A 20465-nucleotide genomic window follows, 5' to 3' on the forward strand; every position below is an offset into this window, starting at 1 on the left:
GGGACTGCGTTCAGAGGGGCAGAGAAGCGATGTTGTTCGGGCGTAAGAAGCGGCGAATCGGGCGCGTGCTCGTGGTGGAGGACGAGCCGCTGGTCGCGTTCGACACCGAGCATTTCCTGCAGGACGAGGGCTTCCACATCGTCGCCACGGTCGATTCGGTGGCCGATGCGCTGGCGGTGCTCGCGCGCGGCGAATCGATCGAGCTGGTGATCGCCGACATCAATCTTGCCGACGGCACGGGCATCCGCGTCGCGGAGGAAGCGAAGCGCCTCGAAGTGCCGGTGCTGTTCGTGACCGGCAATTGCCCGGGCGAAGCGGAGAAGCTGGCGGCGGGCTGCCTCGCCAAACCCTATCAGAAGCGCGACCTGCTGCTGGCGATCGAGGCGATCGAGGCCGTTCTGGAGGGCGAGGAGCCGCGCCGGCTGCCCGCGCACTTCAGCCTGTTTCCGCGCGCCGCCTGAGCCGCCCCGCCCGAGCGGGCTTTGCTTGCGCGAATTTGCCGCTAGGCTCGCCCCCTCAGGAACGGGGCGGGGAGCGGACGGGCGATGACGGATACGGCGGCGACCGAACAGCGCAGGAAGCTGAAGGGATTCGCGCTGCTGGGCGCGGCGCTGACCAATCGCAAGATCGGAGTGATGCTGGCGTTCGGTTTCGCCGCGGGGCTGCCCTATGCGCTGCTGCTGGGCACCCTCTATGCCTGGCTGAGCGACGCGCAGGTCGATCTCGAGACGATGGGCGTCTTTTCGCTGATCGGGCTCGCCTATGCGTTCAAATTCCTGTGGTCGCCGGTGATCGACCGCACGGCGCTCCCCGGCATGTCGCGGTTCGGGCGGCGGCGGAGCTGGCTGATTCCGGCGCAGGCGGCGCTGGGCGTGATCCTGATCGTCCTCTCCATGCTCAATCCGCAGACGTCGCTCGGCTGGTTCTCGCTGCTCGCCGGCTTCGGCGCTTTCGCCTCGGCAACGCAGGACATCACGATCGACGCGTGGCGCGTCGACCAGGCCGACGACGTCGCGACGCTCGATATCCTTTCGACCGTCTATCAGCTCGGCTATCGTATCGCCGCGCTGGCGGGCAGCGCGCTGGCGCTGATCGTCGCCGAGCGGACCGGCTGGCCGGCGGTCTATTTCGGCATGGGCGTGGCGATGCTGGTGGTGCTGGGCGTCACTTTCCTCGCACCCGACAGCGATCGCGTGACGATCGCGAACGAGGACGAGCACGGGCTGCGCGAGGCAGGCGCGCTCACGCCCGCGGTGCGGCGGACCGCGCTGGCGATCGTCGGCGTGCTCTGGGGCTGGGCGCTGGTGACGGTGATCGTGTTCATGGTGCGCTCGCTGGGCGCCGCGCCCGAGGACCGGCCGAACCCGACCGAGTTCATCCAGCTCTATGGCCCGCTGATCGTCGTCGCGACCGTGATCGTGCCGTCGATCATCGCCGCCGTCCTCGATCACTGGCAGCGGACCGGCCGGCATGTGAACCCGGCGGCGATCACCGCGGCATCGCGGCTCGATCGCGCGATCGACCATGGCTATGGCGCGCTGATCCTGCCGCTCTCCGAGCTGGTGGGGCGGCTCAAATGGGCCGCGATCCTGGTGCTTGCGCTGATCCTGAGCTACCGCTTCACCGACGCGGTGTGGGGTACCTTCGCCTATCCCTTCTACCTCGGCGAGCTTGCGTACACGAACGACGAAGTGGCGGTCGCCTCCAAGTTCTTCGGAGTCGGCATGACGATGCTCGGCATCACGCTGGCGGCGGTTCTGTTCAGCTGGATCGGCCGGATGGCGACGGTCGTGCTGGGCGCGGCGATCGCAGCGGCATCGAACCTGCTCTATGCCGATCTGGCGCTGGGCGGCGGGGGGCTCGACGCATTCGGCCGCGCGACCGGGCTCTATTGGCTGTTCGGCCTGTTCGGATCGGACGAGCGGCTGTCGCGGCTGCTGCTCGCGATTTCGGGCGAGAACATCGCCGGCGGCCTCGCCGGGGCGGCGTTCGTCGCCTATCTCTCGTCGATCGCCTCGAAGCGATACAGCGCAGTCCAATATGCGCTGCTTTCGTCGCTGACCTTCCTCGTCGGATCGCTGGGGCGCGGCGCGCTGGGCGAAGCGATCGAAGTCCATGGCTATGCATGGGTCTTCTATCTCACCGCGGCGATCGGGCTGATCGCGGTGGTGCTTTCGATCCTAGAATGGATGCGCGAGCGGGCGAGCCGCTATCGCGACGTGGCGCCGCCGACCCGCCCCGAGGCGGAGGCCGCAGTCTAGTCCCCGCCAAGCGGCAGGCCGAGATCGGCGAAGGCGCCGGCGAGCGCGTGCGCGGTGGCGAGGACGCCACCCGCGTCGCGCTTGCCTAGCAGGTCGGCGAGCAGCATGTGCGCGGTCTCGGGATTGCCGGCGGCGCGCCCGAGTACGGCGAGCAGAGTCGCTTCGGCGCCGGTCATGCGCGGGCAGCACCAGGGCGCGATCTGAATCGGCCCTTCCGCGGCGCTCGACATATCCGACATCAGCGCGCGAAGCAGCATCAGCGGACGACGGAATTCCCGGCCGAACGCCATCAGGAACGCCTGCGCCGCGCAGGCATCATAGAGCCCATGCGCGCCCATCTGGCGCACGCCGAACAGCAGCAGGCGCGCACCGGGATCGTCGGGCTGAAGCGCCGGAAGCGCGGCGGCGAGGCTGGTGGTGCTGGTCACGAATCTGGTCTCCCGCTTGAGTGGGGCCAGCCTCGCAACCCTGTTATTGCAAGTCAATAGCAACAACTACGGATCGACGGATCAGTCGGGCAGCTCGCCATTCGCCTCCAGCACCGTGCCGGCGAGATAGAGCGAGCCCAGGATCAGCACGACGGGCGGGGAGGGCGCAGCTGCCCGCGGCAGGGCCGCCAGCGCGGCTCGAATGTCGGGCGCAGCCGCAGCCGAAGCAATGTCGAGGCTGGCGGCAAGGCCGGCGAGGTCGGCTGGAGCATGATGCGCATGACCCGGCACCGGGACCGCAGTGAGGCTGGTGGCGAAGCTCGCGAAGGGCGCGATCAGCGCCGCGGCGTCCTTGTTGGCGAGCATGCCGAGGATCAGGTGGAGCGGCCGCTCCTTCGCCAGATCGCGCGCCGCGGCGGACACGGGGGCAGCGGCGGCGGCGTTGTGGCCGCCGTCGAGCCACAGTTCCGCGCCGGGGGGGAGCAGGGCAGCGAGCGGTCCCGGCGCGAGCCGCTGCATCCGCGCTGGCCAGCGGGCATGGCGCGCACCCGCGACGAAGGCTTCGTCCGATATGTCGAGCTGTGCCTGGTGCCGGAGCATCGCGATGGCGAGCGCGAGATTGCCGGGCTGGTGCGGACCCGGAAGACCGGGAAGCGGCGTTACGATGTCGGCGGCGGCATCCGAATAGCGCAGCCGGTCGCCGTCGACCGCCCAGTCCCAGGCGTCGCCCGCGGCGCGGACCGGCGCACCCGCCGCCGCGGCCACCTCTGCCACGCGCGCGGCGACGCTTTCCGAGTAGCGCATCGTGACGAGCGGCACGTCGCGACGGGCGATGCCTGCCTTCTCCGCCGCGATTCCCTCGGGGCTGTTTCCCAGAAATGCCTCGTGATCGATGCCGAGCTGGGCGATGCCGGTGACGAGCGGCCGGGGGACGACGTTGGTCGCGTCGAGCCGGCCGCCGAGCCCGACTTCGAGGATCGTCGCATCGGCGGGCGTGCGCGCGAAGGCGAGCATCGCCGCGGCAGTGGTGACTTCGAAGAAGCTTGCCCCGATGTCGCCGCCCCGATCGAGCACTTCCTCGAGCAGCGGCGCGAGCGTGGTGTCGTCGATCAACCGTCCCGCGAGGCGGATGCGCTCGTTGAAGCGGACGAGATGCGGGCTGGAATAGACGTGCGCGCGTAGCCCCGCCGCCTCGATCGCGGCGCGCAGAAAGGCGCAGGTCGATCCCTTGCCGTTCGTGCCCGCGACATGGAGCACCGGCGGCAGCGCCTCGTGCGGATCGCCGAGGCGCGCGAGCAGGCGGCGAATGCGATCGAGCCCAAGAATGTCGGCGCCCGGCGAGAGGGCGTTCAGGCGATCGAGCTGCGCCTGGACGGCGGGGTTCGACGACGTGGCGAAGTCTGGCATCGCTTCGGTTCCGGTTTGCAGAGAGCCGTGCAGGAGGGAAGGTCGCGCAGTCGCGGAAGCAGACCCTCCCCCGACCCCTCCCGCAAGCGGGAGGGGAGAAGCGTCATGCCGCGGCCTTCTCCGTTCCCAGCAGATCGATCAATCGGCCGAGCGTTTCGCGCAATTCCTTGCGGTGCGTGACCATGTCGACGAGGCCGTGATCGCGATAATATTCGCTGGTCTGGAAATCCTCGGGCAGCTTTTCGCGGATCGTGTTCTCGATCACGCGGCGGCCGGTGAAGGCCAGCGTGGCGCGCGGCTCGGCGATCTGGATGTCGCCCAGCATGGCATAGGCCGCCATGACGCCGCCCGAAGTGGGATCGGTGAGCACGACGATATAGGGAAGGCCCGCGTCGTGCAGCATCTCGATCGCTACGGTAGTGCGCGGCATCTGCATCAGGCTGAGAATACCCTCCTGCATGCGCGCACCGCCCGAGGCAGTGAATACGACATAGGGCGCGCGCGCGGCGATCGCGGCTTCGGCGCCGGCGATGAACGCCTCGCCCACCGCCTGGCCCATCGAGCCGCCCATGAAGGCAAAATCCTGAACGCCCACGACTGCGCGGCGGCCATGGATCGAGCCTGAGGCATTGACGAACGCATCCTGCTCGCCCGTATCGGCGCGGGCAGTGCGCAGGCGATCCTGATAGCGTTTGGAATCGCGGAACTTGAGCGGATCCTCGGTCACCCGGGGGGCGGGGAGGAGATCGTAGCGCGCATCGTCGAACAGCATGTCGAACCGCCGCTTTGGCCCGATCCGCTCATGGAAATCGCAATGCGGGCAGACGTGAAGATTCTCCTCCAGCTCGCGATTGAAAACCATTTGCCCGCAGCCCTTGCACTTGTGCCAGAGCGTGTCTTCGGACTGGGCCTTGGGATAGACGAACGACAGCGCGTTGCGGACGCGGCCGAGCCAGGTGGTTTCGGTGCTCATGCGACTTCCTTTCGGGCAGCGGCGATCGCTGCGCTGAGCGACTGGACATAGGTGCGGACATGGGCGGGCGCATCGGCGCCATGGCGTGCGACCAGCTCGACGATCGCCGAGCCGACGACGACGCCGTCGGCGACGCGGGCGATCTGCGCCGCCTGTTCGGGCGTGCGGATGCCGAAGCCGACCGCGACCGGCAGGTCGGTGGCAGCCTTGAGCCGCGCGACCGCCTGTTCGATCGAATCCTGCGCCGCCTGCTGCTTGCCGGTGACGCCTGCGACCGACACGTAATAGAGAAACCCGCCGGCACCTTCGAGCACGGCCGGCAGGCGCGCGGTGTCGGTGGTCGGCGTGGCGAGGCGGATGACGTCGATGCCGCGCTCGCCGAAGGGAGCGAGTTCCGCGGCCTCCTCGGGCGGGATATCGACGACGATCATGCCGTCGACTCCGGCATCGCGCGCGCGCTCGGCGAAAACGGCGGGCGTGGGACGTGTCATCGTGTTGGCATAGCCCATGAGGACCAGCGGCACGTCGGGATGGCGGCTGCGGAAGGCTGTGGCGATGGCGAGCACGTCGGCGGTCTTCGTGCCCGCACCCAGGCTGCGCAGATTGGCGAGCTGGATCGCCGGGCCGTCGGCCATCGGATCGGTGAACGGCATGCCGAGTTCGATCACGTCCGCGCCGCCCGCGACGAGCGCGTCGAGGATCGCGCCGGTGGCCGCGGGCGTGGGATCGCCAGCGGTGACGAAAGCGACCAACGCGGCGCGGTGGTCGGATGCGGCGCGGGCGAAGGCGGCGGAGAGACGCTCAGCCATCAGCGCCCCTGACGCACGCGGCGGCGCCGCACGAGAATGCGCGTGATGACGGCCGAAGCGAACAACGCCACGAAGAGCAGCAGCACGGCGGTGGTGCGCGGAATATCTGCCATGGCGAGGCTGAACCTGCCGTCGATGAGGAGGTGATAGGCGAGGATCAGCACCAGCTCGATCGCCAGCGCCCAGCCGAAGAAGCACAGAAGCGTGAAGAGAAAGCGGTTCATAGTGCGACTCCAAGGGCTTCGGCGACGGTGAAGATGTCCTTGTCGCCGCGACCGCAGAGATTGGCGAGGATCACCTGATCCGCCTGCATTTCTCGTGCCTTGCGCGCAACTGCTGCGATGGCGTGCGAAGGTTCGAGCGCGGGAATGATGCCTTCGGTGCGGCAGAGCAGCTGGAACGCGTCGAGTGCTTCGGTGTCGGTGACGGCGGTGTATTCGACGCGGCCGATGTCGCGCAGCCACGCATGCTCGGGACCGATGCCGGGGTAGTCGAGCCCGGCCGAGATGGAATGCGCTTCGGCGATCTGGCCGTCTCCGTCCTGGAGCAGATAGGTGCGGTTGCCGTGGAGGATGCCGGGCTCGCCGCCCGCAAGGCTGGCGGCGTGCTTGCGGTCGAGCCCTTCGCCGGCCGCCTCGACGCCCAGCATCGCGACGTCGGGATCGTCGAGAAAGGGATGAAACAGCCCGATTGCGTTCGATCCGCCGCCGATCGCCGCGACCAGCAGGTCGGGCAGCCGCCCGGTGCGGCTGAGCATCTGCTCGCGCGCCTCGCGGCCGATCACGCTCTGAAAGTCGCGGACCAGCTCGGGATAGGGATGGGGCCCCGCGGCGGTCCCGATGATGTAGAAGGTGTCGTGGACGTTGGCGACCCAGTCGCGCAGCGCCTCGTTCATCGCGTCCTTCAGCGTGCGCGCCCCGCTCTCGACGCCGATCACTTCGGCACCCAGGAGCTTCATCCGGAAGACGTTAGGCGCTTGCCGCTCCATGTCGCGCGCGCCCATATAGATCACGCAGGGCAGGCCGAAGCGCGCCGCGACGGTGGCGGTGGCGACGCCGTGCTGGCCCGCGCCCGTTTCGGCGATGATCCGCGTCTTGCCCATGCGGATCGCGAGCAGGATCTGGCCGATGCAGTTGTTGATCTTGTGCGCGCCGGTGTGATTGAGCTCGTCGCGCTTGAACCAGATCTGGGCACCCATGCCTTCCGGCGCGTCCTTGCGCAGCGCCTCGGTGAGCCGCTCGGCATAGTAGAGCGGACTGGGGCGGCCGACATAATGTTCGAGCAGATCGTCGAACTGAGCGGCGAAGGCGGGATCCTGCTTCGCCGCGCGATACTCGCGCTCGAGGTCGAGGACCAAAGGCATCAGCGTCTCGGCGACGAAGCGGCCGCCGAACTGGCCGAAATGCCCATGATCGTCAGGCTGGGTGCGGAAGCTGTTGGGGGCGTTCATAGCGGGATGCGTTTAGCATCGCCTGCGAGCGTGTCGAGCCGCGGCGCCGTCAGCTCGCGGCAACCGCGCGGAGGAACGCCGCGATCCTGGCGGGATCCTTGACTCCCGGCGCGGTCTCCACGCCCGAAGAGACGTCGACGAGCGTGGCGCCGGTCGTGCGGATCGCCTCACCGACATTCTCCGCGTCGAGGCCGCCCGACAGCGCCCAGGGCAGGGGATGTGGGAAGCCCTGGAGCAGCCGCCAGTCGAAGCGCAGGCCCATGCCGCCGGGCAGCGCCGCGCCCTCCGGCGTCTTGGCGTCGTAGAGGATTCGATCGGCCGCACCGCGGAAGCGGGCAGCGGAATTGAGATCCGCGCGAGTCTTGACTGCAACGGCCGCCCAGACCGGCAGGCGCGCGCGCGCGCGGATCGTCACCGTCCGCTCGGGGGGGGTCTTGTGCAGCTGGAGCGCAGTCAGCCGTGCGGCGTCGATCGCCGAATCGAGCAGCGCGTCGTCGGGATCGACGAACACGCCGACTCGTCCGGTCTCTCCGGGCATTGCTGCGGTGAGCGCCGCGGCGCGGTCGAACGCAATATTCCGCGGGCTGGGCGGAAAGAAGACGAAGCCGATGTGGGTCGCGCCCCCTGCCAGCGCGGCGTCGACCGCGTCGGGAGTGGAAAGGCCGCAGATCTTGGCGGAGACTCGCATGCCGCGCGCTATAGGGCCCCGCGGCGAACGGCGCGAGCCAGTCTATGCGGTGCGCGAAGCCGGAGCGACGAGCATCAGCACCGCCGCCATCAGCATCGAACCGAGCCAGAAGGCGCCGTAGAGCAGCAGCTCCCTATGACCCGCAGAGAAGCCGCCCATCGGCGCGAACACTCGGTCGAGCAGCCGGAGCGCGGCATAGCCGAGCGGCAGCGACAAGGCCGCGAAGGTGCCGAACTGCACCGGAAAGCTCTCCCCGCGCGTGAGCGAAAATGCGCCGAGCGCCGCGACGCAATTCACCGCGGCAAAGGGAAGCGCGGCGGCGCCGCCGATGAACATGCCGATTCCGGCCGCATAGAGAGTGGAAGGGGAAAGGTCGGTCTGGCGCAGCATCGGGATCATGCCGGCGAGCAGACCGACATAGACTGCGGCGACCGACGCCCATTTCACACTGAACTGGAGCATCGCATCCTCCCCGGCTGCGCATAGCACGGAGCCGGTTACCGAATCGCGAACCGGCTACAGCGTCGCCTCGATCGCGCGGGCAGCCTGGTCGGGATCTTCGGCCTGGGTGATCGGGCGGCCAACGACGAGGATCGAGGCGCCGCGATCGAGCGCCTGGCGCGGCGTCACGACTCGCTTCTGGTCGGCGTGCGTGCCCGAGGCGAGGCGTACGCCGGGGACGACGAAGAAGCCGTCCTTCCATGCGGCATGCGCGGCCTTCACTTCCTCGCCCGAGCAGACGATGCCGTCGACTCCGGCCGAGCGCGCCAGTTCGGTAAGCCGGACGACCTGTTCGTGCGGATCGGGCGCGAGGCCGATCGACTGGAGATCGCTGCCGTCGAGGCTGGTGAGCATCGTAACGGCGACCACCTTGGTACCGGTCGGCGCGGCGGCCTTCGCATCCTCGAGCATCGCGCGGCCCCCGGCGGCGTGGACCGTCAGGATCGCCGGCTCGAGCGGACGCAGCGCCTGGATCGCCTTGGCCACCGTGTTGGGTATGTCGTGAAACTTCAGGTCGAGGAAGATCGGCAGTCCGATCTCGTGCATCTCGTGCACGCCGTGGCGGCCGTTCGCCATGAAGAATTCGAGGCCGAGCTTGATCCCGCCGACATGCGCCTTCACGCGCTCGGCGATCGCCCGCGCCTTGGCGAGATCGGGCGTATCGAGCGCGACATAGAGCGGCGAGGTCATGCGCGGTCGGTCTCCGGTGCGGGAAGGGGCTCGGCGGGCGCGGGCTCCGGCTCGGCGGCAGTCACGGGTGCCGGGCTCGGGGCGACGGCGCGCAGATCGGCAAGCGCGCGCTCCAGGCCGGCGAGGCGCTGGCGCATTCGCCACCGATAGCCGTGATAGGCGAGCAGCATCGGCAGGAAACCGGCGAGGAACACCACGATCAGCAGCATCGGCAGGCTGAAGTCGGCGATGAGGCCGCCCCAGAGGTGAATCGCGACACGTTCGTCGCCGTTGTAGATCACGAACGCCGCGACGAGGCCGCCCAGCAACAGCCAGAACAGGACCTTCAGAAACCGCATGCGGACGCTTCCTCCCCCAGTGACGCGGGCGTGATCCTAGGCGTGCGCGCGGCGCATTGCCAGCCTCAGCCGATTTCGGCGCGAAGCTGAGCGAACAGCTCCGGGATCGCCTTCAGCCGAGGCTCTTCTTCGTTGAGGATCGCGAGGAAGAGCGCGCGCTTCACTTCGCCGATGCGATGCTCGGGAAAGGGACTCGTGGCGGGCAGCGTCGAAAGCATGATGTCGACCAGCCGGTCGGCCCCGTGGAGGCGCCCCCAGAGATAGTCGTTCTCGCGATAGGCGCGGCTGAAGAAGGCGCCGAAGGTGCCGAGCTGGATCCCCTTGAGCGTCGCCTGAGTTCCCGAGCGGATCGCCGTCGCATCGTTGGGCGAGATGCGGTCGACTCGGATCGGATCGAATTCGTCGAGGCCTTCGCCGCGCAGCAGCGGCAGTGTCGCAATGTCGAAGAAGGGAAAGCCGAGATGCGCAAGCAGGATCGGGCGGCGCAGGTCGCGCGAGAGACGGCTGAAGCCTTCGGAGAGCCGCGCATCGGTTTCATCGTCGAGGCGGTCGAGGTTCATCAGCGCGCCGAGCCGATCGAGGATCGGACCGGCGTCGTCGGTAGGGCCAAGTTCGCGCACTGCTTCGCGCAGCTCCGAGAAATGGTCCGAACGCCGGCATTCGAGATAGGCGGCGAGCGATTCGTACACCGCCTCGCGCATCTGCGAGAGTTCTTCCTTCTCGTGTTCGGCGTCGATTTCGGTTAGCCGCCGCGCGAGCAGGCGCAGGCGGCGAACGCGAAAGCCGAGATCGTGCGCACGCAGGAACACAAGCGTCTCCGGACTGGCCCCGTTGGGCAGCGCGGCGCCGAATTCGTCGATCCCGCGCGCGCGGACGGTGCGCGCGATCGCGTCGCGGATATCGAGGCGCCGATCCGGCCCCGGCTGATCGCCGACCCCATGCAGAAGCTGCGCCGTCCGGTCGATCACTGCATCGACCTTGAGCAGGCCATAGGCGGTATGGCCGTATCCAGCGCGCGCCGCCGCGGCAACCTGGGCGCGGCGACGCCATGCCGCGAGCCGTTTGGGCGTGGGATAGTCGAGCCACAGCGTATAGCCGAACAGCGCCTCGACCTGCGCCTCCACTTCGGCGCGGATGCGCGTGACGATCGCGAGCATCCGCTCGATCCGGTCCGACCGCTCGGCGATCGATTCGAGATTGTCGCGGATCGGCTGCTCGCGCGGTAGCTCCGAAAGCGCGCCGAGCAACGTCTGAAAGAAGCCGGGGTTTTCGCTCGGCGATCCGTAGAAATCCCAGCGCAGATCGGGTGTCGGATCGATATAGACGAAGCGCCGGTCCACCTGACGGCGGGCGGGACGCTCGCGCAGCGCATCGATCGCGGGGCGGAACGGCGCATTGGCAAGCACCGATCCGTCGATCAACACTGCCTGTTCCGCCCCGTTCGCCAGCCACTGCCGGGGCAGGACGTGCTCGAGAAACGCGTCACGGTTCGGCCAGGCGAGCTCGCGCTCGGCGACCACCTTGTCGATCTCGCTCACGCGGACCGGCGGAAACGCGCCGGGAAAGCTCGACGTCGCGCGCGCGGCGAAGGCAAGTTCGATCGGATCGCCGAGCGGGATCGAGGCTTCGCCGTGATCGGTGAAGGAAAAGACCAGCCGGTGCTCGGTCTCGGTCACCTCGGGCGGTGAGTTGAGCCGCAGCCGCTCGGGATGGCCGCGAAAATCGGTGACGGTGACGAACAGGTCGAGTGGCTGGCCGTCGGGCAGCAGCCGCTTGCCGGCCGGCGCCTTGCCCATGGTCTCGAACGCGTCGAGCAGCATGTTGAGGAGCTGCGGCCCTCCGAAGGGAGGCTCGAACCAGCGCGAACGAACGAAATGCTCGAGCTTGCGGCGAAATTCGTCGCGCGAGCCGGCGTCGACTTCCTGCTCGATTGTGTTGCTGCGCCCCATCGCCATCCAGGCGATCGGTGCGGCCCAGAATTTCGAGAATCGGTTCGATGGCGCATGATCGGGATCGATCAGCTTTTCGACATCGGCATAGTCGAGCCAGAGGTCGGTGAGCGGTTCCAGCGACTGGCCGGTGGTGATCGCCTGGCCCAGATAGATGGCATTGATCCCGCCCGCCGAGGCGCCGGAAAGGATATCCACCAGCACGCGCAGGCGAACACCGGTGAGCTCCTGGATCTCGTGCAGCAGCGCGCGATAGACGCCCTGGCTGCCGAGCGCGGCCGGATCGCCGTCACGCGCGGCGCGACTGGCGCGGGCGACTCGCCAAATCTCCTTGGTGATGCCGTGCATGTAGACGGCGAGGCTGATGCCGCCATAGCACACCAGCGCGAGCCGCAGTTCCTTGTCGCGAATCTGAACCATCAGGAGCGCGCGAGCTCGGCCCAGACAGGCAGATGATCGGAAGCGATGCGGGCGGTCACGCTTTCGTGCACTCCGGTATCGGTGATTCGCAGGTCCGGCGACACGATGATGCGGTCGAGCCGCGCCACCGGCCGATGCGCATGAAAGCTGCGCCCGGTGTCGGCAATGCTGAAATCGCGGCCGAAGTCGCGCAGGCAGCCGGAGCCGCGGCTCCATTCGTTGAGGTCGCCCATCAGGATCGTGGGATATTGCCGACTGCTGGAAGCGAGATGCGCGAGGATGGCGTTCGCCTGGCGCCGCCGCCAGAGCCCCGACAGATCGAGATGCATGCCGACGACCCGCAGCGCCGTGCCGCCGATCCGAACGTCCGCCACCACCGCGCCGCGCGGTTCGAGCGCGGGCAAGTGAATGGCCTCGCAATCGAGGATCTGAGCTTCCTTGCGGACGAGAATCGCATTGCCGTGCCAGCCGATGCTGGTCTGGCGGATGCCGAAGGAAACCGGCTTCCAGGGGCTATGCTCGGAAAGCAGATGCGGGGTGAGCACGGCAGCGCGCGTGCCGAACCGCCGGTCCGCCTCCTGCAGCGCGATCACGTCGGCGTCGATCTCGCGCAGCACGTGGAGCGTGCGGTCGGGCCGGCGACGGCGATCGGTGCCGATCGACTTGCGGATATTGTAGCTGGCGACCTTGATCATCGGGCGCCCTTATCGCGGCGGGCACCGTCCGGGAGCAAGCGTTTCGCGCAAGGAGCGCTCAGTCGTCGCTCTGACGCCGCGCCGCTTTCGCCGCCGCACTCAGGCTCGCGGCGGTGGTTTCGGCCGCTTCGGGCGTCATGGCTATCGCCACTCCGTCGGGACCATCGAGCATCACCTGGCCCTGTTCTGCAGTTGCAGTGCCGCCGCGTCGCTGCGGCTGCGGCGGGGAGGAGTTGGTGTTCACCGGCTGTCTCTCTCGCGACGCTCGCGGATCGGACGGAGCGCTCGATCACGCGCTCTCCGGGCCGCCAAGCAGGAACCCGGAATAACGCACGGGCGGGGACGCGAGTTGCAGAAAGTCTCGTCATGCTCGTCGGATCGAGGGGTTTCAGCGATCACCTGCCTCGGCCCGCGCGAAGGCGTGGGCACGTTCATCGAGGAAGGTCAGGAGCTTAGCCACTCGGCGACAACACGGGGATAGAGGCGATGTTCCTCGACGAGCACGCGGGCGGCGAGGCTTTCGTGCGTGTCGCCGGGGAGTATGGGAACGCGCGCCTGGCCAAGCACTTCGCCGCCGTCGAGTTCCTCGGTAACGAGGTGGACCGAGCAGCCCGCCTCCGAATCTTTCGCAGCGAGGGCGCGGGCGTGGGTATCGAGCCCCTTGTACTTCGGCAGCAGCGAGGGGTGGATGTTGACGATCCGCCCGCGCCATCGCGCGACGAAGGCATCGCTGAGGAGGCGCATATAGCCGGCGAGTGCGATCGCCTCGACGCCGGCATCGCGCAGCGCCGCCTCGATCTTCGCTTCATAATCGGACTTGGGAATGCCCTTCGGCGACTGGGCGAATGTGGCGACGCCCCGCTCGGCCGCCCAGGCGAGGCCCGGCGCCTCCGGACGATCGCTGGCGACCAGCACGACCTCATAGGGGCAATCGCGCTCGCGCGCGGCCTCGACCAGTGCGGCCATGTTCGAGCCCCGGCCCGAGATCAGGATGCCGAGCTGTCGTTTCACCGTGGGTGTCCCGGCATCGCGGAGCGGGGCTCAGGCCGCATGCGTGGCGCTCCAGTCGTCCCGTGCACTCCAGCTTCCGGCGCTTCCCGCGACGGTGCAGCCGCGCGCGCCCTCGGTCACCGTACCGATCCGGTGAACGGTTTCTCCGGCGCTGGTGAGCGCTCCAGCGACCGCATCAGCGTCGTCCGACGCGACAATGGCGACCATGCCGATCCCGCAGTTGAAGGTTCGCGCCATCTCCTCTGGCTCGATATTCCCCTGCGCCTGGAGAAACGCCATGAGCCGCGACTGCGGCCAGGCATCGGCGTCCACATGCGCGTGACACCCCTCGGGCAGCACGCGAGGGATATTTTCGAGCAGGCCGCCGCCGGTGATGTGGGCAAGGCCATGGATGCGGCCGGCGCGGAGCTGCGGCAGCAGGCTCTGGACGTAGATGCGCGTCGGCTTCATCAGCGCGTCGATCAGGAGCGTATCGGCATCGAACAGCGCCGGGCGATCGAGCTTCCACCCCCGATCCGCGGCGAGCCGGCGGACCAGCGAATAGCCGTTCGAATGGACCCCGGTGGAGGCGAGCCCGAGGAGCACGTCGCCGGAAGCCACCTTGCCGCCGTCGAGCAGCCGGTCGCGCTCGACCGCGCCGACGCAGAAGCCGGCGAGATCATAGTCTCCATCGGCATACATGCCGGGCATTTCCGCGGTTTCGCCGCCGATCAGCGCGCAGCCCGCCTGACGGCAGCCTTCGGCGATACCGGCGATCACCCGCTCGGCCACTGCGGAGTCGAGCCTGCCGCTGGCGTAATAGTCGAGAAAGAAGAGCGGCTCGGCGCCCTGGACGATCAGATCATTGGCGCACATTGCGACGAGATCGATGCCGACGCCGTCGTGGCGGTCGTGCTCGATCGCCAGCTTGAGCTTGGTTCCGACCCCGTCGTTGGCGGCGACCAGCAGCGGATCGTTGAAGCCCGCCGCCCTGAGATCGAACAGTCCGCCGAAACCGCCCAGATCGGCGTCGGCACCGGGCCTGCGCGTCGCCCGCGCAAGCGGCGCGATGGCGCGGACGAGCGCATTGCCTGCGGCGATCGAGACGCCGGCGTCGGCATAGGTGTAGGGGCCTTCGCCCGGTTTCGGATCGGTCATGGCCAAGCGCCTAGCCACAACGCGCTTGGATTTCCACGCCCGCTTCGCCAAAAGGGCGGCGACATGTCAACGCGCCGTTTTTCCCGCACCGTTCGCCTTGGCCTCGCGGCCGCCCTGCTGGGCGCCGGCGGGATGGTCTATGCCCAGATCGAAGGCGATCGCGGCGCCGCCCCGATCGACAGTTCGGGCAGCTTCGAAGTGAGCGGGATCGATGTCGACGTGCGCGGCGAGGATGCCGAGTCGGCGCGCGAGGCGGGCTGGCGGCTCGCGCAGCGGCTCGGATGGCGCATGCTGGCGCAGCGGCTGGCGGGCCGCACCGCCAGCCTCTCCGATTCGGCGCTGAACGGAGTCGTCACGGGAATCGTGATCGAGAACGAGCAGATCGGGCCCGAGCGTTATATCGCGCGGCTGGGCGTGCTGTTCGATCGCGGCCGGGCAGGGCGCATTCTTGGCGTATCGGGTCAGGTCCGCCGCTCGCCGCCGATGCTCGTCGTTCCGGTCCAATGGTCCGGCGGCGTCGGGCGGGTCTTCGAGCGGACAACGCCCTGGCAGGAGGCCTGGGCGCGGTTCCGCACCGGCAACAGTTCGATCGACTATGTCCGTCCGCGCGGCACCGGCGCCGACCCGCTGCTGATGAACGCCGGCCAGACGGGGCGGCGCGGGCGCGGCTGGTGGCGCGAAGTGCTCGACAGCTATGGCGCGGAGGACGTGCTCATTCCCGAAGTGCAGCTCATCCGCAGCTATCCGGGCGGGCCGATCACCGGGATCTTCACCGCCAGCCACGGCCCTGACCGGCAGCAGATCGCGCGTTTCGCGCTGCGCGTGAACAGCGGCGATGCATTGGGCGCCTTGCTCGACGCGGGTGTCGAACGGATCGACCGCGCCTATCAGAACGCACTCGCCTCCGGCGTCCTTGAGACGGACGCGCTGCTTGCTTTCCGCCCGCCCGAAGAGACCGAGGAGCCTGAGGCCGAAGAGAGCGACGAGGCCGAGGCCAGCGCAGCCGAAACGCCCGTCACCACGCCGACGGCGCCCGCGGCTGCGACCTATTCGGTGCAGGTCGACACGCCCAGCGCACAGGCGGTTACTGCATCCGAATCGGCGGTGCGCGGGATTCCCGGGGTGCGTTCGGCGAGCACGACGAGCGTGGCGCTGGGCGGCATTTCGGTACTCCGCGTGAGCTATGAGGGCAGTATCGCCAGCCTGCGCTCGGCGCTCGAGGCGCGCGGCTGGAGCGTGCAGGAGGGCGCGGGCGTGCTGCGCATTCGTCGCGGCGGCACGAGCACGCCGCCTCCGCCTCCGCCGTCCGCGCCGGAGGGCGATCCGGCCGAATGAGCCAGCTGCACCTGCCGCTCGGCGTGCCTGCCGATGCGCGCGATGTGGAGTTCCTCGTCACCGAATCGAACGCCCGCGCCGCGCATCAGCTCGATCGCTGGGGGATGTGGCCGGTGATGGCGGCGCTGCTGGTGGGGCCGCCCAAATCGGGCCGCAGTCTGCTCGCGCGGATCTTCGTCGAGCGCACCGGCGGCACTGCGATCGACAATGCCGAAAGCGCATCCGAGGAGGCGCTGTTCCACGCATGGAACGAGGCGCAGATCACGCGCAGCCCCTTGCTGATCGTGGCGGACGCACCGCCGCCCGCCTGGGAAGTGGCGCTGCCGGACCTGCGCTCGCGGCTCGCCGCCTCACCGGTGCTGCGGATCGAGCCGCCCGACGACATGCTGATGCGGCTGTTGCTGGAACGCACGCTCGATCGGCTGGCGCTGGTGACTCGGCCGGAGGTGATCGCATGGCTGCTCGCGCGGATCGAACGGAGCCATCTGGCGCTGGCGCGCGTTGGCGAGGCGCTTGAAGCCGAAGCGCCGCGATTGCAAAACCGGCGCTTGTCGATCCAGGGAGCGCGCGCCACCCTGGAAAGCGCCGGCCTTCTCTTCGAACCGCCTTCGACCCAGTGAGAATGATCGAATGAACCGACCTGCAGCGACCCGTTTCGAAGACGATGATCCGTTCGTGGCGGGATCGGGTTCGAGCCGCTATTTCAATCGCGAGCTCAGCTGGCTGGCGTTTAACGGGCGCGTGATGGAGGAGGCGTGCAACGGCGCACATCCGCTGCTCGAACGGCTGCGGTTCCTCTCGATCTCGGGTTCGAACCTCGACGAGTTCTTCATGGTGCGAGTCGCCGGACTGAAGGGCCAGCAGCTCCAGGACGTCGAGCAGCGTTCGGCGGACGGGCTTACTCCCGGGCAGCAGCTTTCCGCGATCGTCGCCGAAGCCGGCGAGCTGGTCGACAACCAGCAGCGCGTTTGGGCCGATCTTCGCTGCGACCTGGCATCGGTGGGCATCATCGTCCTCGACGAGGGGGACATCGAAGGCGAAGTGGGCCGCTGGCTCGAGGCGCACTTTCGCGAGCAGATCTTCCCGATCCTGACACCGCAGGCGCTCGATACAGCGCATCCCTTTCCGTTCATCCCCAACAAGGGATCGAGCGTGATCTTCGATCTCGTCCGCAAGAGCGACAGGACGCCGGTGCGCGAACTGGTGCTGCTGCCGGCGACGACGCCGCGATTCGTGCGCATCCCCGGCGATACCGCGCGCTATGTAACGGTCGAGACGCTGCTCAAGCGCTTCTCGGGCCTGCTCTTTCCCGGCTACGACATCCTCGAAAGCTCGGCCTTCCGCGTGCTGCGCGACAGCGACATCGAAATCGAGGAAGAGGCCGAGGATCTGGTCCTGTATTTCCGCAGCGCAATCAAGCGGCGGCGGCGCGGGCGCGTGATCCGGCTCGAGATGGAGACGGGGATTCCGCCTGCGCTGGAAGCGGCGCTCAAGGAAGAGCTTGGCGGCAGCGAGGCGATCCTCACCGAGAAAGGCGGCTTTCTGGGCATCGGCGACCTGTCGATGCTGGTCGACGAGGATCGGCCCGACCTCAAGTTCACGCCCTATTCGCCGCGCTTTCCCGAGCGCATCCGCGAATATGGAGGCGATTGTTTCGCAGCGATCAAGGCGAAGGACATCGTCGTCCACCACCCCTATGAGACGTTCGACGTCGTCCTCTCCTTCCTGAAGCAGGCGGCGGCGGACCCGGACGTGGTCGCGATCAAGCAGACGCTCTATCGCGCGGGCAAGCAGTCGGCAGTGATCAACGCGCTGATCGCCGCTGCCGAGGCCGGCAAGTCGGTGACTGCGATCGTGGAGCTGAAGGCGCGATTCGACGAGGAGCAGAATCTGCTCTGGGCCGCGGCGCTCGAACGCGCCGGCGTGCAGGTGGTGTACGGCTTCATCGACTGGAAGACGCACGCCAAAATCTCGATGGTGGTGCGCCGCGAAGGCTCGGGCTATCGCACCTACTGCCATTTCGGGACCGGGAACTATCACCCGATCACCGCACGCATCTATACCGATCTCAGCTTCTTCACCGCCGATCCTGCGGTCGGCCGGGATGCGGCGCAGGTGTTCAACTATATCACCGGCTATGTGCAGCCCGAGGGGCTGGAGCTGCTGACGCTCAGCCCGCGCGATCTGCGCCAGGAAATCGTCGCGTGCATCGACGGCGAAATCGCGAACGCCCGCGCGGGCAAGCCCGCGGGCCTCTGGGCCAAGATGAATTCGCTCGTCGATCCGGGCATCATCGAGAAGTTGTACGAAGCGAGCGGCGCGGGCGTGCAGATCGATCTGGTGATCCGCGGCATCTGTTGCCTGCGCCCCGGCATCGAGGGGATGTCGGAGAATATCCGCGTCAAGTCGATCGTCGGCCGGTTCCTCGAGCACAGCCGCATCTGGGCCTTTGCCAACGGCAAGGCGCTGCCGAGCGACGCAGCCAAGGTCTATATCTCCTCGGCCGACTGGATGCCGCGCAACCTCGACCGGCGAGTCGAATTCATGCTGCCGATCCGCAACAAGACGGTGCACGACCAGATCCTCGACCAGGTGATGGTCGCCAACCTGCTCGACAATGAACAGAGCTGGGAACTCGAGCCCGATGGAAGCTATCAGCGCGTCCATCCCGGCACTTCCAAGCCGTTTAACCTGCACCGCTATTTCATGACCAATCCCTCGCTTTCGGGCCGCGGTGCGGCGCTGGAGGCAGGCGGCGACGCCGTGCCCAAGCTTACCATCCGCCGCCGCCGTACCCCGACGCGCGACCGCGACGCCGCCGAATGAGCGACGGCGTAGTCTCCAGCCTGCTGTTCCGCAGGGCGCGCACCGAAGCGGCCGCGGCGCCGCCCGAGCGCGCGGCGATTATCGACATCGGATCGAATTCGATCCGCCTCGTCGTCTATCAAGGCCCGAGCCGGCTGCCCTCGGTGCTGTTCAACGAGAAAGTCATGGCCGGGCTTGGGCGGTCGCTCGGCGCCACCGGCGCAATCGACGAAGCGGCGCTTTCCACCGCGCGCGCCGCGCTGTCGCGGTTCGCCATGCTGACGCGCGAGATGCAGGTCACCAGCCTGCGTACGGTGGCGACCGCCGCCGTGCGCGAGGCATCGAACGGCGACGTGCTGATCGCCACGGCGAAGTCGCTCGGGCTCGAGGTCGAGCTGCTTTCGGGAATGGACGAGGCGATGGGCGCGGGGATGGGGGTGCTCTCGGGCATCCCGGACGCCGACGGGATCGTCGGCGACCTGGGCGGGGGCAGTCTCGAGCTCGTGCGCGTGGTGGCGGGCACCGTGACCGATCGCGCATCGTTCCCGCTGGGTGTGCTGCGCGTGGCGCCGCTCCGCGAGAAGGGAAAGGCGGCGCTCGAACGCAAGGTTTCCGCGCTGTTGCACGAGGCCGGGTGGCTCGGCCGCGGCGAGGGGTTGCCTTTCTATCTGGTCGGCGGATCGTGGCGCGCGCTGGCGCGTCTCGACATGCATCTTTCCGGCTTTCCGCTGCCGGTGATCCACCAATATGCGATGTCGGCCGAGCAGGTGGCGCGCCTGGGGCGAACGCTGAGCCATATTTCGAAGGGCAAGCTGCGCACCGTACCGGGGCTTTCGAGCGGGCGCATCCCGACGCTCGGCGATGCCGCGGCGGTGCTGGGGAGCGTGCTCAAGGCACTGGGATCGACCGAAACCGTCGTTTCCGCGTTCGGACTGCGCGAGGGGCTGGCGTTCGCGCGGCTCTCGATCGAGGAACGGCAGCAGGATCCGCTGATCACCGTCGCGCGCGAGGAAGGTGCCCGGCTCGGCCGCTTTCCCGAACATGGCGATTTGCTGGACGCGTGGATCGCGCCGCTGTTCGAAGCCGAACCGGCCGAGATGCAGCGGCTGCGCCATGCGGCCTGCCTGCTCGGCGATGTGGGCTGGCGCGCCAATCCGCAGTTTCGCGCCGAGCGCGGCATGGAAACGGCGCTGCACGGCAATTGGGTGGCGATCGACGCGCGCGGGCGCGCGATTCTCGCGCAGGCGCTGTTCACGGCCTATGGCGGCGGCACGGAAACGCCCGAGCCGCTGAACCAGCTCGCCGATGCCGCCGAGCTGGAGCGGGCCCAGCTTTGGGGCCTCGCGATCCGTCTTGGACAGCGGCTGAGCGGCGGCGTGGCCGCGCCGCTGCACCGCACCCGGCTCGATGCCGCACCGGGCGCGGTGCGGCTGACGATCCGTGCCGGCGACGAGGCGCTCTATGGCGAGGCGGTCGAGCGCCGCCACCGCGCGCTCGCCAACCGCATGGCGGCGGACGCCGTGGTGGCGGCGTGATGCACGTCAGTTCGAGCAGGTCGCCGAGCGCAG

21 protein-coding genes are annotated in these 20465 nt (G+C 68.4%); 6 read left to right on the plus strand and 15 right to left on the minus strand.

Annotated features, from left to right (window positions below; genetic code table 11):
• The first annotated feature begins 29 nt into the window (after positions 1-29).
• Together ACQ450_RS02225 and ACQ450_RS02230 are read left to right on the plus strand one after the other, a co-directional pair.
• Positions 30-461: a response regulator gene (locus ACQ450_RS02225; protein ID WP_188054909.1), complete on the plus strand. Its 432-nt coding sequence runs from the start codon at positions 30-32 to the stop codon at positions 459-461.
• Positions 462-545: 84 nt separating this feature from the next.
• The gene (locus tag ACQ450_RS02230) at positions 546-2261 is read left to right on the plus strand and encodes an AmpG family muropeptide MFS transporter (RefSeq protein ID WP_431470337.1); all 1716 of its coding nucleotides are present in this window, start codon (positions 546-548) and stop codon (positions 2259-2261) included.
• Here the strand turns inward: ACQ450_RS02230 and ACQ450_RS02235 are convergent.
• The 15 genes from ACQ450_RS02235 to purM all read right to left on the minus strand — a co-directional run bounded on the left by ACQ450_RS02235 (position 2258) and on the right by purM (position 14757).
• Positions 2258-2689 carry a DUF6628 family protein gene (locus tag ACQ450_RS02235; protein ID WP_431470338.1) on the minus strand — a complete coding sequence of 144 codons (432 nt, stop codon included), beginning with the start codon at positions 2687-2689 and terminating at the stop codon, positions 2258-2260. The genes ACQ450_RS02230 and ACQ450_RS02235 overlap by 4 nt on opposite strands.
• An 81-nt stretch (positions 2690-2770) precedes the next feature.
• Positions 2771-4096 (minus strand): bifunctional folylpolyglutamate synthase/dihydrofolate synthase, encoded by a 1326-nt coding sequence (locus tag ACQ450_RS02240; RefSeq protein ID WP_431470339.1) that lies wholly within the window; start codon positions 4094-4096, stop codon positions 2771-2773.
• 103 nt (positions 4097-4199) lie between these two features.
• Positions 4200-5069, minus strand: a complete 870-nt coding sequence (accD, locus tag ACQ450_RS02245) for an acetyl-CoA carboxylase, carboxyltransferase subunit beta (protein ID WP_431470340.1) — start codon at positions 5067-5069, stop codon at positions 4200-4202.
• On the minus strand, positions 5066-5878 hold the full coding sequence (trpA, locus tag ACQ450_RS02250) for a tryptophan synthase subunit alpha (protein WP_431470341.1): 813 nt from the start codon (positions 5876-5878) through the stop codon (positions 5066-5068). Before trpA ends, accD begins: the two co-directional genes overlap by 4 nt.
• On the minus strand, positions 5878-6102 hold the full coding sequence (locus tag ACQ450_RS02255; RefSeq protein WP_431470342.1) for a hypothetical protein: 225 nt from the start codon (positions 6100-6102) through the stop codon (positions 5878-5880). Before ACQ450_RS02255 ends, trpA begins: the two co-directional genes overlap by 1 nt.
• Entirely contained in the window at positions 6099-7328 is a 1230-nt protein-coding gene (trpB, locus tag ACQ450_RS02260) for a tryptophan synthase subunit beta (RefSeq protein WP_431470343.1), read from the minus strand. Before trpB ends, ACQ450_RS02255 begins: the two co-directional genes overlap by 4 nt.
• Positions 7329-7377: 49 nt before the next feature.
• Positions 7378-8016: a phosphoribosylanthranilate isomerase gene (locus ACQ450_RS02265; RefSeq protein ID WP_431470344.1), complete on the minus strand. Its 639-nt coding sequence runs from the start codon at positions 8014-8016 to the stop codon at positions 7378-7380.
• A gap of 42 nt (positions 8017-8058) precedes the next feature.
• Positions 8059-8478: a hypothetical protein gene (locus tag ACQ450_RS02270; protein ID WP_431470345.1), complete on the minus strand. Its 420-nt coding sequence runs from the start codon at positions 8476-8478 to the stop codon at positions 8059-8061.
• Positions 8479-8532: 54 nt separating this feature from the next.
• Positions 8533-9207 (minus strand): orotidine-5'-phosphate decarboxylase, encoded by a 675-nt coding sequence (gene pyrF / locus ACQ450_RS02275; protein ID WP_431470346.1) that lies wholly within the window; start codon positions 9205-9207, stop codon positions 8533-8535.
• Positions 9204-9545, minus strand: coding sequence for a LapA family protein (locus ACQ450_RS02280; RefSeq protein ID WP_431470347.1), 342 nt, complete (start codon positions 9543-9545; stop codon positions 9204-9206). The genes pyrF and ACQ450_RS02280 overlap by 4 nt, the downstream gene beginning before the upstream one ends.
• A gap of 65 nt (positions 9546-9610) precedes the next feature.
• Positions 9611-11914 (minus strand): patatin-like protein, encoded by a 2304-nt coding sequence (locus ACQ450_RS02285; RefSeq protein WP_431470348.1) that lies wholly within the window; start codon positions 11912-11914, stop codon positions 9611-9613.
• Positions 11914-12609: an endonuclease/exonuclease/phosphatase family protein gene (locus ACQ450_RS02290; protein ID WP_431470349.1), complete on the minus strand. Its 696-nt coding sequence runs from the start codon at positions 12607-12609 to the stop codon at positions 11914-11916. Before ACQ450_RS02290 ends, ACQ450_RS02285 begins: the two co-directional genes overlap by 1 nt.
• Before the next feature lie 58 nt (positions 12610-12667).
• Entirely contained in the window at positions 12668-12853 is a 186-nt protein-coding gene (locus tag ACQ450_RS02295; protein WP_431470350.1) for a hypothetical protein, read from the minus strand.
• 200 nt (positions 12854-13053) lie between these two features.
• On the minus strand, positions 13054-13575 hold the full coding sequence (purN, locus tag ACQ450_RS02300; RefSeq protein ID WP_431471259.1) for a phosphoribosylglycinamide formyltransferase: 522 nt from the start codon (positions 13573-13575) through the stop codon (positions 13054-13056).
• Positions 13576-13650: 75 nt separating this feature from the next.
• Positions 13651-14757, minus strand: coding sequence for a phosphoribosylformylglycinamidine cyclo-ligase (gene purM / locus ACQ450_RS02305; protein ID WP_431470351.1), 1107 nt, complete (start codon positions 14755-14757; stop codon positions 13651-13653).
• A gap of 63 nt (positions 14758-14820) precedes the next feature.
• Between purM and ACQ450_RS02310 the strand changes: the two genes are divergently transcribed.
• From ACQ450_RS02310 to ACQ450_RS02325, 4 genes are read left to right on the plus strand one after another with little or no spacing between them, the layout of a single operon-like run.
• Positions 14821-16092 carry a heavy-metal-associated domain-containing protein gene (locus tag ACQ450_RS02310; RefSeq protein ID WP_431470352.1) on the plus strand — a complete coding sequence of 424 codons (1272 nt, stop codon included), beginning with the start codon at positions 14821-14823 and terminating at the stop codon, positions 16090-16092.
• Positions 16089-16712: a chromosomal replication initiator DnaA gene (locus ACQ450_RS02315; RefSeq protein WP_431470353.1), complete on the plus strand. Its 624-nt coding sequence runs from the start codon at positions 16089-16091 to the stop codon at positions 16710-16712. The genes ACQ450_RS02310 and ACQ450_RS02315 overlap by 4 nt, the downstream gene beginning before the upstream one ends.
• A gap of 10 nt (positions 16713-16722) precedes the next feature.
• Positions 16723-18918, plus strand: coding sequence for an RNA degradosome polyphosphate kinase (locus tag ACQ450_RS02320; protein ID WP_431470354.1), 2196 nt, complete (start codon positions 16723-16725; stop codon positions 18916-18918).
• Positions 18915-20432: a Ppx/GppA phosphatase family protein gene (locus ACQ450_RS02325; protein WP_431470355.1), complete on the plus strand. Its 1518-nt coding sequence runs from the start codon at positions 18915-18917 to the stop codon at positions 20430-20432. The genes ACQ450_RS02320 and ACQ450_RS02325 overlap by 4 nt, the downstream gene beginning before the upstream one ends.
• Positions 20433-20465 lie beyond the last annotated feature (33 nt).

The sequence above is a fragment of the Sphingosinithalassobacter sp. LHW66-3 genome (genome assembly GCF_050703275.1).
Lineage (GTDB): Bacteria > Pseudomonadota > Alphaproteobacteria > Sphingomonadales > Sphingomonadaceae > Sphingomonas.